We start from the raw sequence: 15,071 nt of genomic DNA, 5'->3' as shown, positions 1-15,071 counted from the left end.
CTCACCAAACGAGTTCCATCATGGCGGTGTTCAGGCCAGAGCCGACGCCCATGAGCAGCACCCGGTTGCCCGATTTCAGCGTCGAGGCCTCCTGCGCGAGCGTGATCGGAATCGACGCCGGACCGACGTTGCCGAGGGTGGGAAAGGTCAGCGGAATCTTGGTCTTGTCCATACCGGTGGCCTTGATGATGGCGTTGGTGTGCACGCTTGAGACCTGGTGCAGGATGTAGCGATCCATATTCGACCAGCTCCAGTCCCGTTTGGCTTCGGTCCAGGCCGAAACGACGAGTTCCATACCGCCCCTGAGCAACGCTTTCGCGTCGGTGAACATGCCGTCGACACTGCCGACGCACAGGTCATTGAATTGGGTTGCCGCGCGGGTGACACCGCCGAGGATGCGGTGCCCACCGGGGTGCGCGTCCGCCGGGCCGAGCACTGCGGCGGCTGCGCCGGAGCCGAGGGTGAGGCTCGCGAACTCGCTCATGAAGTCTTTGCGCTTGATGCCCGGGCGGCCGAGGCGTTCGATCGTGTTGGACTGGATCTCGTCGGCGTCTTCGCCGTCGATGATCACTGCGTACTTGATCTGGCCGGAGTCGATGAGCTGCGCTGCGAGGGTCATGCCGTTGACGAAACCGAGGCAGGCGTTCGCAATGTCAAAGTTGATCGCCGACGACGGCAGGCCGAGTCCGTGGTGGATGCGCACGGCGACCGAGGGCTCGAGGTGTTTGCGAGTGACCGAAGTGTTGATCAGCAGGCCAACGTCGCTGGGCTTGATGCCGGCCTCCCTCAACGCGATCTCACCGGCCTTGACCGCGGCGTCGTCAAAAGTCTCGTTCGGGCCCCAGTTGCGTCGCTCGTAGACACCAGCCACACGCTGCAGCAGCCCGGTGGGCAGCTTGAGGCGCGTCAGAACAGGCTTCAACCGTCGGTCGATTTCTTCGGACGTCGTAATGAGGGGCGCCATGAGACTGGCTACCGACAACAAAGCGACGTTTCGATGCGTCGTCGTCGCATTTCCGTTCAAGCGTCAACCCCTGTCGAATTGTGGACAGCGGCAATTATACGTCCCCTACCAGTTTGCCCCACTAATCACTATGCCAATAGCTCGTAGCCGGTGCGCCCACGCGAGCCGCACCGGCCGTTTTTCAGATCACGCCCTGCGAGAGCGTGCTCGGGTTGCCGAACCGATGCGCGGTGATCGAGATGGCCTGTTCGCGCAGGAACGGCAGCACTTCGATGCGGCCGGCCTGGGTGACAGCGTTGGAATACACGGCAATGTCCGGGCTGCCGTTCGTGGCCTCAGCAAGAGCGGATGCCGCCTCCGCCGCGCCCAGCACCGGGTCGCTGCCGATGAGACGCACGCGGCTGGCCGTGATTTTGCCCGAGCGGGCCCGGTCGAGCCACTCCTCGTCACTCTCGATGACCACCAGGGTCTCGCGCTCGGCGAGGATATTGCGCACGGCGGGCGGCACCGGAATGGCGCTGGACACGTCGAAGCGCGATCTGGACAGGGTCGCGGCGGCGATCACGCGCAGCAGCTGGGCGAGCGTGCCGGTTTCCGTCAGGCGCACGGTGACCGGCAACGCGCGGTAGCGGAACAGGTTACGCTCCACACCGAGGTCGGTCGCGTCGCGCACGACGTTGAACTCTTCGCGCCAGGCCAGCGCGTCACTCACCGCCGAGCGGCGCAGTACGTCGAAGTCGGTGTAGTCGAGAAAAGGCTGGCTGGCCTCGATGATGTCGGTGACACGCTGCTCGAGGCCGCGCAGGTGCAGCGTCGAGCTGTTGCGGCCCGGTTCGCTGACCCAGCTGCCAAGGCCAAGCAGGTAGTTCGGTCCGCCGGCCTTGGTTCCGGCCCCCACCGCGGAGCGCTTCCACCCGCCGAACGGCTGGCGCTGCACGATGGCGCCGGTGATGCCGCGGTTGACGTAGAGGTTGCCGGCCTCAACAGAGTCAACCCAGAGGGCCAGTTCGTCAGCGTCGAGCGAGTGCAGCCCGGTGGTCAGGCCATAGTCGACGGCGTTTTGAAAGCGGATGGCTTCTTCCAGATTGCGCGCGTGCATCACGCCGAGAACCGGGCCGAAGAACTCGGTGAGGTGAAAGTACGATCCGGGCACGACGCCGGTGCGGATGCCGGGTGACCAGAGTTTGCCGGTCTCATCGAGCTGCTTCGGCTCGACCAGCCACTTTTCTTCAGCGCCCAGGGTGGTCAGCGCGTGCAGCAGTTTGCCGTCGGCCGGCGACATGATCGGGCCCATCTGGGTGACCGGATCGCTGGCCGGTCCCACCTTGATCGAGGTCGCGGCGTCGACCAGCTGGCCGAGGAACCTCTCCGACTTCGCGACCGATCCGACCAGGATCACCAGGCTCGCGGCCGAGCACTTCTGGCCGGCGTGGCCGAAAGCACTCTTGACAACGTCAGCGGCGGCCAGGTCGAAGTCAGCCGACGGGGTGACGATGATGGCGTTCTTGCCGCTGGTTTCGGCGAGCAGCGGGAGGTCGTGGCGGAACGAGCGAAACAGCTCGGCCGTCTCGTAGCCGCCGGTGAGAATGACCCGGTCGACCGCGGGGTGCGCGATGAGCTTGGCGCCGAGGTCCCGGTCAGGCAGGTTGACGAGCGCGAGAAGTTCGCGCGGAATGCCTGCCTCCCACAGCGCCTCGACGACGACGGCACCGGTGCGTTGGGCTATCGTGGCGGGCTTGACGACGACGCCAGCACCGGAGGCGAGGGCGGCGAGCATGCCACCGGCCGGGATGGCGGTCGGGAAGTTCCACGGCGGGGTGACCACGATGAGTTTGGAGGGCACGAAGATGGCGCCCTGCACGCGATCGAGGTCTTTGGCACGTTCGGCATAGTAGTTGGCGAAGTCGATGGCTTCGCTCACCTCGGCGTCACCCTCGGTGATCGTCTTGCCGCACTCGCTCGCCATGACCTCGATCAGGCGGTCACGTCTAGAAGCGAGCGCCAGTCCGGCGCGATGCAGCACAGCGGCGCGCTCGGCGCCGGTCTTCTGGCCCCACGCTGCCCCGGCGGCCAGCACGCCGTCGATGATGGAATTGAGGGCGGCCTCATCGGGAACTGCAGCGGCCTCAATGGTGGCGGTGCCGAGAACGGATGCCTCGGCGCGGGCCAAGAGGCCTCGGCCCCAGGCCCGGTTGGCCGGCAGTGACGGGTCGGTGTCGGGCTCATTACGAAAGCTCGAGGGTGCGGGCACCGATCCGCGGGTGATGCCGAGCAGGGCTTCGGTCAGCTGCGGGTCGGAATCGGAGGCGGTCTCGATGCTCTGGCGGCGAGCATCCGGGAGGGCGGCGGCGAGGCGATCGAGGTCATAGCTGCTCGAGCGGTCCTGTACGCGCCTGGGGGCAGGAACCCGGTCATCGAGCGCGTCGAGGGAGGCCTGAAAACGGGCCTTCTCGCGGTTGAACAGCTCCGGGCTGCTGGTCAGCTCGAACACGGCCGACATGAAGTTCTCCTGGCTCGCGTTTTCTTCGAGGCGGCGAATGAGGTAGCTGATTGCCACGTCGAAGTGCGAGGGGTCGACGACGGGGGTATAGAGCAGCAGCTGCCCGACGTCCTGCCGCACGGCCTGGGCCTGGGCGGTAGCCATGCCCAGCAGCATCTCGAAATCGACCCGGTCATCGACGCCACGGGCGACGCTGAGCAGGTGCGCCCAGGCCACGTCGAACAGGTTGTGGCCGGCGATGCCGAGCTTGACGGCGTCGGTATTCTGCGGGGTGAGCGCCCAGTTGAGCACCCGCTTGTAGTTGGTGTCGCTGTCCTGCTTGGTCGAGAACGTGGCGAGCGGCCAATCGTGCACGGCGGCGTCGACATGCTCCATGGCGAGGTTGGCGCCCTTGACGAGGCGCACCTTGATCGCAGCTCCCCCGGCCGCGCGGCGGTTCTGGGCCCAGTGGGTCAGGCCCTGGATGGCACTGAGGGCGTCGGGCAGGTAGGCCTGCAGCACGATACCGGCCTCAAGCTGGGCGAGTTGCGGCTGGTCGAGCAGCCCCTCGAACACCGCGATGGTGAGGTCGAGGTCGCGATACTCTTCCATGTCGAGGTTGATGAATTTCGGAGTAGCGGATGCCGCGGCGAACTCATACAGCGGCGTCAGCCGTTCGACCACCCGGGTGACGGTCTCATCAAAGGCCCACATCGACAGCTGGCTGGCGATCGACGATACCTTGATCGAGACGTAGTCGACGTCTGGGCGTTCGAGGATACGCTTGGTGCCCTCGAGCCGTTCGCGCGCTTCCTTCTCGCCGAGCACCGATTCACCGAGCAGGTTGATGTTGAGGCGGTTGCCGCCCTCTTTCAGATGAGCCAGTGCGGGCCCCAGCTTGTCGGGGGTGGCGTCGACAACGAGGTGGCCGACCATTTGGCGAAGCACCGTGCGGGCTGCCGGAATGACTACCCAAGGCAGCACCGGACCGAGAATGCCGCCGAGTCCGATGGCGGCGCGCATAGGCACCGGCAGAAAGCCGGGTGCCTTCTTGGCGACCCGCGCGAGGCTGTAACCGGCAACCATCTTGTCTTCGGGGCGCATGACGCCGTCCACGAAGCCGACCGTGAAGTCCAGGCCGTTGGGGTCCTTCAGCACGCCGGCGAGCCGCTCGGCCGCGGCATCCGCCGGGATGGTGGCGCTTTCGTCGAGCCATTTCTTGACGAGCGCGACGACCTCCGCACTGAAATCCTCGTTGGCGGGGCGGGTGGAGGCGTTGGTCATGGTCACGAGACTAGTCTTTCGTTCGCGGATGGGGTGCTCTGGTGTATCAAGTCTGGGACCAGCCTATATTTAGCAAAAGCAATTGTTTATGCAGAGTATTCGTTATCATTTCTAATGGTTTGGTTTTTGGTGGGCTGATGGGTGTACGGAGTAGCACATGCTGGATGTCAGGCGGTTGCGGCTGCTGCGTGAACTGAAGATTCGCGGCACCCTGGCCGGGGTCGCCGCGGCCCTCGCGTACAGCCCGTCCGCCGTGTCGCAACAGCTCGCGCTGCTCGAAAAAGAAGCCGGCGTCGTATTGCTCAAGAAAGTCGGTCGCCGGGTGCAGCTCACCCCGCAAGCCGAGATTCTGGTCGAGCACACCACGCATCTGCTGGAGCGGCTCGAGCTCGCCGAGGCCGACCTGCGTGCCAGCACGACGACCGTGTCTGGCACCGTGCGGGTGGCTGTGTTCCAGTCGGCGGCTCTGGCCGTGATTCCGCGGGCGCTCACCTTTCTCGCCGAAGAATTTCCAGCGCTGCGGGTCGAAGTGACCGAGCGTGAGCCCGAGCGTGGCCTGTTCGAAGTCGCGGCACGGGACTTCGACCTCGTGCTGGCCGAGCAATATCCCGGACACACTCGCGCGCACTGGCCTGACCTCGACCGGGTGAACCTCGCGACGGACGCATTACGGCTCGCGGTGCCGCCCGCAGAGAACCCGCGCGTCAGCGCCGACAGGCTCGAGGACACCGCCGGCCTGCCCTGGGTGATGGAACCGGTCGGCACCGCCTCGCGCCAGTGGGCCACGCAGCTATGCCGTTCGGCCGGATTCGAACCGGACGTTCGGTTCGAGACCGCCGACCTGATCGCACACATCCGCTTGATTGAATCAGGCAATGCCGTGGGCATTCTGCCCGATTTGGTCTGGGCCGGGCGTATGCCGGCCGTGCAGCTGCACGATCTGCCGGGCACACCACATCGCACCCTGTTCTCGGCCGCGCGTCGTTCGAGTGCCGGGCGTCCCGGCGTCGTCGCGGTGCGCGGCGCCCTCGACCGGGCGGTCAGCAAGGTGGCCAAGCCCACCGAGTCCGACCCGCTCGAGCCGCCACGCCCGTTCGAACCACTCGCGCCGGTGTGACACGCCCCCGCGATCACAGACGGATGCCCCGGCCACGACAGCCGGGGCATCCGTCTTTCTGACGCTAGGCCGAGAGGGCCTGGCGCTTGCGACGGGCCAGGATCAGGCCGCCGCCGAGCAGCAGGAGCAGCGCGGCGAGGCCAGCCGGGGCGAGTGACGCACCGAGCGCCGGGATCGCGCTCACGCCACTCGTTTCCGCGCCCGCGTACCCGGGCGCAACGACAGCGACCGCGATACTGATCGGTTCAAGACCGATGGAGGTGATCACGAGCGTGTGCGCCCCGACCGGCGTGTTGGTCGGGATCACCGCCGAGAACGTGGCTATTCCAGCCGCGTTGGCCGCGAAGGTGCCGAGGTTCACCGGTGTGGAGTAGAGCGTGCCGGTGATCTCCTGCCCGGGGTTCAGCCCGGAGACCGTGACGGTGACCCGCTCGCCCGGGGTGAACACGGCGTCGCCGACCTCGACACTGGCCCAGTCGGTGCCCGCCAGCACGGCGCGGCCAAGCGGTGCCGGGTCGACGAGTGCGTGCTGCTCGAAGTACGAGACAGTGGCGGTGAGGTCGGCCTGGCCAGTATCCGTAGCGTTGATTCCGGCGGCGAAGGTCGTGAATTTATCGCCGCCCGCGGCCAGGAACGAGTTCGTCGTGACGCGAAAGACTGCGGCCGGGGAGATATCCACACCGTTCAGGGACATGCCGACGATGTGCTCGCCCTGTGCGGCGTCGGGCTCGTAGAGGTAGCTGAAGCCCTCCGAGACACCAAGATGCAGCTTGGAACGGCCGGGCTGCCACTGCTCCTCGAGCACCGCGCGCAACTGGGCTCCGGTGAGGTCCATCGTGACGAGGGTGTTGGCGAACGGCTGCACGGTGGCGACCTCTTTGTAAGTCACCTTTCCGTCTTCGCCGAAGCTGAGGTCGGTGCGCACGCCACCGGGGTTCATGAAGGCGATCTCGGCTGGCTCGCCGCCGAAGTCAGCGTTCGAGGTGGCCCAGAGTTGAATGTCGGCGACGAGGTTGCCGAGGGTCGATTCTGAACCGCGATCTTCTGCCACACCCTTGTAAGCCCGGGTGATGTCGGCGCTGATGGCCCCGACTTCGACCGATCCGACGATAGCAGCCTCGGTCGCCGCATCCGCTACGGTCTGCGCCACGGTCTGATCGGCCGGGAACAGGCCGGTCGTTCCGTCGTGCAGGTCGACGAGTGAGCTGGTCAGCGAGACAACCGCCTTGCTGGCCGGGTCGACCGCGATGTTCACCCGGTCGAGGTTCATGCCGTACTGGCCGCTCTGCATCACCGGGCGTTCGAGCCCATCGGTCCAGCCGTCGACCGGGTAGGAGCAGTTGTAGGTGGCGTGGGTGTGGCCGGAGAGGATCGCGTCGATGTTCGCCGATGCGCCGCGAATGAGGTCGCCGTACAGGGTGTCGGCGGCTCCGATCGCGGCGCAGTCGGTTCCGACGCCACCCTCGTGGGTGAGCAGCACCAGGACATCGGCTTCGCCGTTGCCCGTGTTGCCGTCCTGCAGCTGCCCGGCCACCCGGTTGGCGGCTTCGAGCTGGTCGCCGAACTCAACGTCGGCGATGCCGGCCGGGGAGACCATCGAAGCGGTCTGCGCGGTGACGGTGCCGATGAAACCGACCCGTATCCCGTCAACCTCTTTCACCCAGTACTCACTCAGAGCGGGAGTTTTCGTGCCCTTCAGGTAGACGTTGGCACCGAGTGCATAACGCGGGTCGCCAAACGATGACCTGACCCGGTTCTCGAGGTCGTCCCAGCCGGCGTCGAACTCGTGGTTTCCCACAACGGATGCGTCCAGCCCGGCCGCGAGGAGGGCGTCGATGGTCGGTTCGTCCTGCTGCGAGAACGACGTGAAGGTGGAGGCGCCGATGTTGTCTCCCGCGGAGACGAACAGGGTGTTCGGGTTTTCGGTCTTCAGCTGCGCGACGGCTCCAGCGAGCACGGCAGCTCCGGCCTCCTGGTTCCTGGCGTTGGCTTCGAGGCGACCGTGAAAGTCGTTGATGCCGAGCACCTGGATCTCGGTGGCGACCGGAGCGACGATGGTATTGATCGAGAAGATCGTCGTGGTTCCGGATACCTCGTTGCCGACGGCGAGCATAGGCTCACCGGTGGGTGACTTCTCGGCGGAGATGAACGTGACGCCCTCGGGGCCCAGATCGCCAGCCGCCGACAGGTCAGTGATGGCATCGGCGGTGAAGTTGCGGTTGTTGAGGTACGTCACGAACTGCGCGTTGGTCGGGTCGGTGATGTCGTAGGCCATGATGCCGCCGACGCGTTCGAGGCCGATGAAGGCGTAGGTGCGACCGTCGATGGCGCCGATGGCGAGGTTCTCCGGCTCGGGGCCCTTGTCGTCACTGCGACCCTCGAGGTTGGACTCGCTGTGGGTGGAGTTGAAGTACGCGGGGTTCGCCGCGGCGGTGATGCGTTCGAAGTCGTCTCCGGAGTCGAAGGCCTGCGTGCCGTTCGTGTTCCAGATGGAGAACGAGCGCGAGCCGAAGGAGTAGAGCTCGTCGTAGCAGCTGTTGGTGGTGTTGAAACCGTTTTCCTTGGTCACATTCAGGCGCCCAAGGTCGGCGTCGGTGTTTTTGCCGAAGAGCGGGCTGTTGGCGCAGATCGTGAGATTGCTGGCACGCGTACCCTCCACGTAGCTACCCCACTCGCGGGCATCACCCTCGTTGGCGGTGACCAGGTAGGTGGCGTCCGAGCCGGTGGAAGCATCCGTCGCCGTGTACGCGTTCATGCCGTCGGGCATGTACATGCCGTTCAGGCCTGGATAGGTCTGGATGTTGACCGTCGAGTCCCTATCGGAAGCGTCGATGCCGTTGCCGGCGATGCCATGGTCCTGAAAGCCGAGCGGCCAGACATCGGAGACCGTTGCGGTGGCAAGGTCGACGACGGCGACGGCGTTGGCTTCCTGCAAAGCAACGTAGGCGGTGACTCCGTCAATCGCTACATATTCGGGTTCGAGGTTGGCCGAGATCGGGAACGCCGTGTTGATCGTCGGGCCGAAGACGCGCACGTCCTCGTGCAACGTCCTGCCGCCGTTAGCTTCGTAGGCGTGAAAATCAGCCGTCGTAACGGCAGACTGCGCCGGTGCGGCCAGCGTGCCGGGCAGTGTGACGACGCTCACGGAACCCTCGGGGTCGATTGTGTAGGCGTCGTTCGGCTCACCCTCGTTGGCCACGACGGCGTAGCTGCCGTCGGCCGAGATGCTGACCATGTCGGGCAGGGCTCCAACCGTGACGGCACCGAGAATTGTGGGCGCCGCGGCGGTGGCGTCGAAGAAGACGAGCCAGCCGGTATCCGTTTTGGTAGGCGATTCGATGGCCATCGCGCCGAGGCCGTCGGTGCGCACGGCCACGGAGTTGGCGGTTGACCCGGCCGGGATGAGCTCACTGCCACCATTGATCGGGGCACCCTCAGCATTGAGGGCGAACAGCTGGGCCGGCATGGTGGGATCGGTGATGCTCAGCACATCGACGGCGCCCTGTTCGGCATTCACCACGAAGAGTCGCTTACTGCCGGCGTGGTGGGTGACGATTTCGGCGGCTGACTTGTCGAATGTACCGGTCTCGTAGCTGCCGAGCGGCGCCATCTCGAAGTAGGGGTCGGTTCCGTTCGCGGTAATGGGCGCCGTGACGATGGCAGCGGATGCCGTCGGCACCGCCGACACGAGGGGCGCCGCCGCGAGCGCGGCGCAGGCGGCGACGACGACCACCATGGTGACTACGGGAACTCGGCGTCGGGCGGGGCGTCTAAAGGCGCTCATGCGGTGATCCTCCTGGGAACAGACATTGGATGCCTCTGTGTAGCGGTCCCAGGTGTCTGGCAGGCGAATACAAGGTGACTTCTCGCCCTCGATAGGATCTGGTCATGACGGATGCCGACGGTCACCCTCGCATCGAAACCCAAACCGGTGGGGCCGGAGCCCGTCGCTGCGACGGGGTCAGCGGAGCGGGCGGCCACGACGCCGCCGTGTCCGTTCTGGAGGGCCTGTGACATATAGCCGAGGGGCGCAAAGTGGCCTAGCCTGAGGTAGGACTCGCGTTTCACTCACAGTGGAGGTCACCATGTCAGCCAAGCCCACCGGACGTCTCGTTCAGCGCGAGGACGGCCTGTATCTCATGCTGAATCGGTTGTTCAACGCGCCGATCGAAAAAGTGTGGGCGAGCCTGACCCGCCCGGTCGAACTCGAGAAGTGGATCGGTACCTACACCGGTTCGCCGGCCACCGGGGCCGTCAAATTCAGGATGACGGCGGAGCCGGACGCTAAGTGGGAGTATGTGAGCATTCGGCAGTGCCAGGCTCCACACCGCTTCAGCGGCGATTTCGGCGAGGGCGAGGATTCTTGGCGCGCGCTGTTCCACCTGGTCGAGGGCGACGGCATGACCAACCTCACGTTCGGGCAGCGTTTGCGTTCCCCCTCGGAGGTCGCCACGATGGGGCCGGGCTGGGACTTCTACCTCGATCGACTGGTCGCCTCCCGAGCCGGCCTGCCAATGCCCGAGTGGGAGCATTACTATCCAGCGCACGCGCAGTTCTACAAGGACCTCATCGTTCCGGTGCGCACCGCCTAATCGGTGATGTCTTGCTGCGGTAGCTCCTGGCAGTGGCGAGACGCGCTCCGCAGAAGTCTCATACGACGAACCTCGCTGGGACGCCTGCTCGACGGCTTTCGGATCGTCCAGCGAACTCGAGCATTAGTCCGAGGGTTTCAAGCCAGCCAGTCGGAGCACGGCTGAGAGCCCTTCGGGTGTTCCCGGCCAATGCCGCTTGACCGCATCGCTACCCGCCCGACGAGTCGCGAATCGTAGAGCGATCGCGACAACGATGGCGTCGTCGGCGTAACCGAGAACGGGTATGAAATCCGGAATCAAATCGATCGGCGACAGCAGGTAGAGCAAAAGAACCGCGAGCCAGATTCGAACCCCGATCGACACGGTTCGATCGACGGCGAGGCGTTTGAGTAGCCGGGCGACGTCGGGCGCGAGGCGCAGCAGATCACGAAGTGACGCTCCGCCAGGCTGCCGGCGTTGCTCGATCCAGAGAACTAGAACAAGAACCAGCCACAGCACCAGCAATCCGCCGAGCACGCTCAGGACTACGGTCCACCAGGTCGTCAAGAGCTGCCCCCGTTCAAACGAAAGAGACTAAGGGCTTCGCGAGCCGGGTAATAGACGATGACGCAACCCGCGAGCGGGTCGGCCCACCACCATCCGCGTGTCAGATCGAGCACCAATCCGAGGAGCACCGCGCTGGCAAAGAGACCGTCGATGAACGCCACCCGTCCTTCGGTAACCAGGACCACCAAAGCCGCCACGGTCGCGAGGAAAGCCAGCACGATGACACCGATGGGGTTCCACCCCAGCGTGATCCATTCGAAGGCCTTCCCCCGCCCAACGAGCATCGCCGCGGGATCGGTGGAAGTCATACATTGATTCTCGCAGTCCGCGATCGGATTCGCCTGCTGACAAGACAGCCGCGGTTGCGCTGCAGCGAGGCATCACGGCCGTCAGAAAAACGACCGCGAGTGGAACCTTCCATCGACCTCGTAGGAATTGGGAGGTCACCTAGATATCGACACCCCGACTTGCGGACGAATGATTTTGTGGCTTGACAGACACCAAGTCGGACTCAGCCTCGCAATGGTCGTGCTCTGCTTGGCAAACGCAGTGATCCGGATAATCGTGATCGCGAACGCAGACGCGGGAACCAACGAAGGGCATGTTTTTAACCTCGTTCTCGCATTATCGAAAGAGGCCATGAACTTTTACAGTCGCTCTCTCGCCGCCGAAGTCGGGCCGAAAGGCGTGCGGGTGGTCAACGTCTTGCCCGGCTTGATCGCCACTGCCGGCGCCGTCGCGCACCACAGTGCGATGGCCGACGAGCGCTGCATTGGTTTTCTGTAAAACGAATCGGTGGTGTTGGACAGGTCCTTTGACGGTGACTTCGTTGGCCGTGGCGGGGCCAGGCGGCTAGCTCCACATCAATATCAGCTCGGTGAAGGCCCTACTGGCTGCGCTCATGTACGCACCCTGCCTTCTGAGCAGGGCTGCGGTGCGGTGAGGAATAGCAGGCAGCACGGCAACCGGGTTGAGCCCGTGCTGTTCGCGGGCAATGGCTTCGGGCAGCACGGTGGCGAGCTGGCCACGACGAATGATTTCCATGATCGCGCTGACGGAGTTGACTTCGATCGCGATGCGGGGGGCAACGCCGTGGTCCCGAAAATGCTGGTCGATGTGGTGCCGGGTAGCAAAGTCGCCACTGAGCAGCACAAGCTCCTCCTGTTCCAACTCCCGCAGGGTCATGGGTGCCTGCTGTTCAGCGCGGGGGTGGTTGTTGCCGACAACCAGGCTGAGGGTTTCGACGAACAAGGCCTGGGTCTCAATCTCGGACGAACGCACCTCGGCAAATGCGATGCCTAGGTCGAGGGTGTCCTCGGCCAGTGCCACCTCGATGCGGTCCTGGGTCATCTCCTGGAGGCTCAAGGCGATGCCGGGATAGCGGGTGCGGAAGCGTTCGACCAGTGGACCGATCAGATACGCGGTGAACGTAGGCGTCATCGCCAACCGGAGCGATCCACGACTCAGGTCCTGCACGTCGTGGATGGCCCGGGTGCCGGCGTCGAGTTCGCGCAGGGCGCGGCGGGTGTAGCGCAGGAAGGTCTCGCCAGCGTCTGTCAGCCGCACGGTCCGTCCGGACCGGTCCAAGAGCTGAACGTTTAACGAGTTCTCCAATTGCTTGATCTGTTGCGACAGCGTCGGTTGGGAGACGTGGAGCGACTCGGCCGCGCGAGTGAAGTTCTGGTGTTCCGCCACCGCGGTCAGGTAACGAATGTGGCGCAACATCACGATTCTCCAACTATAGAAATTACTTATTGATTCCATCATAAAGAGGTCTTGGACACTATAAATAGTTTCCGTCATCCTTGACTTATCCCCCCAAACATCGAGAGGACAGCCCATGCAAGACATCATTGATGGCTTTCTGAAATTCCAACGGGAGGCCTTTCCGGCGCGTTCTGAACTCTTCAAGGAGCTGGCCACCGCCCAGAACCCTGAGGCCCTGTTCATTGCCTGCTCGGACAGCCGGGTCGTGCCAGAGCTGCTGACCCAGCAGGAACCGGGTGACCTGTTCGTCATGCGCAACGCCGGTAACATCGTGCCCGCCTACGGCCCGGAGCCCGGCGGTGTCTCCGCGACAGTCGAGTACGCGGTCGCCGTCTTGGGCGTCACGGACATCATCATCTGTGGCCATTCCGACTGCGGAGCGATGACTGCCATCTCGACCGACATGAACCTGGACCACTTGCCGGCCGTGGCCAATTGGCTTGCCCACGCCGATGCGGCGAAGGCCGTCAATGCCGCCCGCACCCACGTATCGGCCCAGGAGTCGTTGAAGGCCATGGTCCGCGGGAACGTCATCGCCCAGCTGACCAACATCAGGACCCATCCCTCCGTCGCCTTGGCCCTGGATCAGAACCGGCTGAACCTCCACGGCTGGGTCTACGACATCGAAACCGGCTCCATTGACACCCTGGACGGTGTCACCGGCCATTTTGTCCCACTCGCGGGCAATTCGCCGGATCATGTTACGCCGGCCGTATCCGGCCTGGCCGCCTAACCACCTCGTATCACCAAAAGAAAAGGAAAACACCATGATTCATTCCCAGAACACCCAAGCTCCGCGCGAGGAACTGACCGCCGCCATCATCGACGCCAAGATGCGCAAGGACCTCTCCTGGCAGGAACTGACCGATGGCACCGGTCTGAGCTTAGTTTTCGTCACCGCCGCCCTGCTCGGTCAGCATCCGTTGCCTGAAGCCGCTGCGGAACTCGTCGCTGAGCGGCTGGGTCTAGGCAAGGACGCCGCAATGCTGCTACAGACCATTCCGCTGCGCGGCAGCATCCCCGGCGGCATCCCGACCGACCCCACCGTTTACCGGTTTTACGAAATGATGCAGGTCTACGGCTCTACTTTGAAGGCCCTGGTCCACGAACAGTTCGGCGACGGCATCATCAGCGCCATCAATTTCAAGCTAGACATCAAGAAAGTTGAAGACCCCGACGGCGGTTCACGTGCCGTGATCACCCTCGACGGAAAATACCTGCCCACCAAACCCTTCTGAACCCGGCCTGGCGGCGGCGCGATCGGGGGCGCCTGCTGTCCCATGAAAAACCCTCCAGGCACGGACAAATCATGGATTTCATCACTCGGTCAGAATGTCGCGTTTGTACTTGGCGGTGTAGGTCCGCCGCCGAGCACGCTCGGAAACCTGGGGATCGGGAATCGGGAACATCTTCCATCACTACGGCTTGCCCGGTCGAGCTGGCGGCCAAGAATTCACCACAACTGCACACCCGCACGCATTGGCTCGAAGGCTGCACACGAGCCCGCGAGCCGAACCCCTTACGAGCGTCGCCTCGTCATGCGCCTGCTGCCGCTATTGGTGCAACCGGGATGAAGAACGACGCAACAGTGGGGACACGCTCTGCCAATACCGCCAGCCTCGAACCACCCTGGCGCAGCTGACGCTACTCGTGGCGCGGTCGGCGCTACCGTTTCAGCTAGTTCCAGATGCTCGGCGCGGGGGCTCGCGTGGCGGGAGCCGCGGCATTGCGGCTCCACTCAAGCAGCCACTCGGGCACCGTCACTTCGTCGGGGGCGACACCGATCGCCTCGAGCAGCTCGTCGATCGTCACCACGCCGCCGGTGCGCTTGAGAAAGCGGCCGCGAATGTAGCCGTGGGAGTAGATTTCGGGTGAGCCATCGACATCCGGTCGCACGAAACGCTGCTCGACGTATACGGCCTTCTCGTCAAAGCCGAGGATGCGCGACTCCACCGTGAACTTCTGGCCGACCATGAGCGACTTGCGAAAGCTGATCGTCTCAGAAACCACAACCGGGTACCAGCCGCGCTCCTGGAAAATGGCCCAGACGCCGGTTCGGTGCAGCATATCGAAGCGGGCCACGTCCATGATCGACAGGTAGACCCCGTTGTTCATGTGCCGCAAAATGTCCAGGTCGGTCGGCATCGTCACGAAGTTGGTGCGAGCGACGTCGAAATGACCGAGCCGAGGGCCGAACTTAGACAGCAAGGCATGGAGGAGGGTTCTAAAAAACATATGCACGACTCGATGCTAACGAAACCGGCGCTCAGGTAGTGCGGTACTGCCGTAGTTCGTGAGCTCTTAGACCAGGCGGGGTGATCG

Annotated in this window: 13 protein-coding genes; 6 read left to right on the top strand and 7 right to left on the bottom strand. The window is 64.3% G+C overall.

Annotation, left to right across the window (positions count from 1 at the left end):
• Position 1: 1 nt before the first annotated feature.
• Both E3T38_RS08835 and E3T38_RS08830 read right to left on the bottom strand, forming a co-directional pair.
• Entirely contained in the window at positions 2-964 is a 963-nt protein-coding gene (locus E3T38_RS08835) for a 3-oxoacyl-ACP synthase III (RefSeq protein ID WP_233193205.1), read from the bottom strand.
• A 181-nt stretch (positions 965-1,145) separates the two neighbouring features.
• Positions 1,146-4,727 (bottom strand): bifunctional proline dehydrogenase/L-glutamate gamma-semialdehyde dehydrogenase, encoded by a 3,582-nt coding sequence (locus E3T38_RS08830; RefSeq protein WP_134547966.1) that lies wholly within the window; start codon positions 4,725-4,727, stop codon positions 1,146-1,148.
• A 157-nt stretch (positions 4,728-4,884) separates the two neighbouring features.
• Here E3T38_RS08830 and E3T38_RS08825 point away from each other — a divergent pair, with 157 nt between their 5' ends.
• The gene (locus E3T38_RS08825; RefSeq protein ID WP_134547882.1) at positions 4,885-5,844 is read left to right on the top strand and encodes a LysR family transcriptional regulator; all 960 of its coding nucleotides are present in this window, start codon (positions 4,885-4,887) and stop codon (positions 5,842-5,844) included.
• Between the two features lie 64 nt (positions 5,845-5,908).
• On the opposite strand, the gene E3T38_RS08820 is transcribed toward E3T38_RS08825, so the two are convergent.
• Positions 5,909-9,628 (bottom strand): choice-of-anchor I family protein, encoded by a 3,720-nt coding sequence (locus tag E3T38_RS08820; RefSeq protein WP_241984381.1) that lies wholly within the window; start codon positions 9,626-9,628, stop codon positions 5,909-5,911.
• A 104-nt stretch (positions 9,629-9,732) separates the two neighbouring features.
• Between E3T38_RS08820 and E3T38_RS17310 the strand changes: the two genes are divergently transcribed.
• Together E3T38_RS17310 and E3T38_RS08815 are read left to right on the top strand one after the other, a co-directional pair.
• The gene (locus tag E3T38_RS17310) at positions 9,733-9,858 is read left to right on the top strand and encodes a hypothetical protein (RefSeq protein ID WP_255452739.1); all 126 of its coding nucleotides are present in this window, start codon (positions 9,733-9,735) and stop codon (positions 9,856-9,858) included.
• Positions 9,859-9,929: 71 nt separating this feature from the next.
• A complete protein-coding gene (locus tag E3T38_RS08815; protein WP_134547881.1) occupies positions 9,930-10,436 on the top strand; it encodes an SRPBCC domain-containing protein in 507 nt (168 codons plus the stop codon).
• 123 nt (positions 10,437-10,559) lie between these two features.
• Here E3T38_RS08815 and E3T38_RS08810 read toward each other — a convergent pair whose 3' ends face one another.
• Positions 10,560-10,982: a YkvA family protein gene (locus E3T38_RS08810; RefSeq protein WP_134547880.1), complete on the bottom strand. Its 423-nt coding sequence runs from the start codon at positions 10,980-10,982 to the stop codon at positions 10,560-10,562.
• Positions 10,979-11,290, bottom strand: a complete 312-nt coding sequence (locus E3T38_RS08805) for a hypothetical protein (protein WP_134547879.1) — start codon at positions 11,288-11,290, stop codon at positions 10,979-10,981. Before E3T38_RS08805 ends, E3T38_RS08810 begins: the two co-directional genes overlap by 4 nt.
• A 169-nt stretch (positions 11,291-11,459) precedes the next feature.
• On the opposite strand from E3T38_RS08805, the gene E3T38_RS08800 reads away from it, so the two are divergent.
• The gene (locus E3T38_RS08800) at positions 11,460-11,768 is read left to right on the top strand and encodes an SDR family oxidoreductase (protein ID WP_134547878.1); all 309 of its coding nucleotides are present in this window, start codon (positions 11,460-11,462) and stop codon (positions 11,766-11,768) included.
• 66 nt (positions 11,769-11,834) lie between these two features.
• Here the strand turns inward: E3T38_RS08800 and cynR are convergent, their stop codons facing one another.
• Positions 11,835-12,707, bottom strand: a complete 873-nt coding sequence (gene cynR, locus E3T38_RS08795) for a transcriptional regulator CynR (RefSeq protein ID WP_241984391.1) — start codon at positions 12,705-12,707, stop codon at positions 11,835-11,837.
• Positions 12,708-12,822: 115 nt separating this feature from the next.
• On the opposite strand from cynR, the gene E3T38_RS08790 reads away from it, so the two are divergent.
• On the top strand, positions 12,823-13,482 hold the full coding sequence (locus E3T38_RS08790) for a carbonic anhydrase (RefSeq protein WP_134547876.1): 660 nt from the start codon (positions 12,823-12,825) through the stop codon (positions 13,480-13,482).
• Between the two features lie 34 nt (positions 13,483-13,516).
• On the top strand, positions 13,517-13,987 hold the full coding sequence (gene cynS / locus E3T38_RS08785; RefSeq protein WP_134547875.1) for a cyanase: 471 nt from the start codon (positions 13,517-13,519) through the stop codon (positions 13,985-13,987).
• 439 nt (positions 13,988-14,426) lie between these two features.
• Here cynS and E3T38_RS08780 read toward each other — a convergent pair whose 3' ends face one another.
• Positions 14,427-14,990: an acyl-CoA thioesterase gene (locus tag E3T38_RS08780; protein WP_370449011.1), complete on the bottom strand. Its 564-nt coding sequence runs from the start codon at positions 14,988-14,990 to the stop codon at positions 14,427-14,429.
• Positions 14,991-15,071 lie beyond the last annotated feature (81 nt).

Origin of the sequence: Cryobacterium sp. Hb1, assembly GCF_004403585.1 — a bacterium.
GTDB lineage: Bacteria > Actinomycetota > Actinomycetes > Actinomycetales > Microbacteriaceae > Cryobacterium > Cryobacterium lyxosi.
The sequence above is the reverse complement of the archived record's forward strand: the minus strand, read 5'-3'. Positions and strand labels throughout refer to the sequence as shown.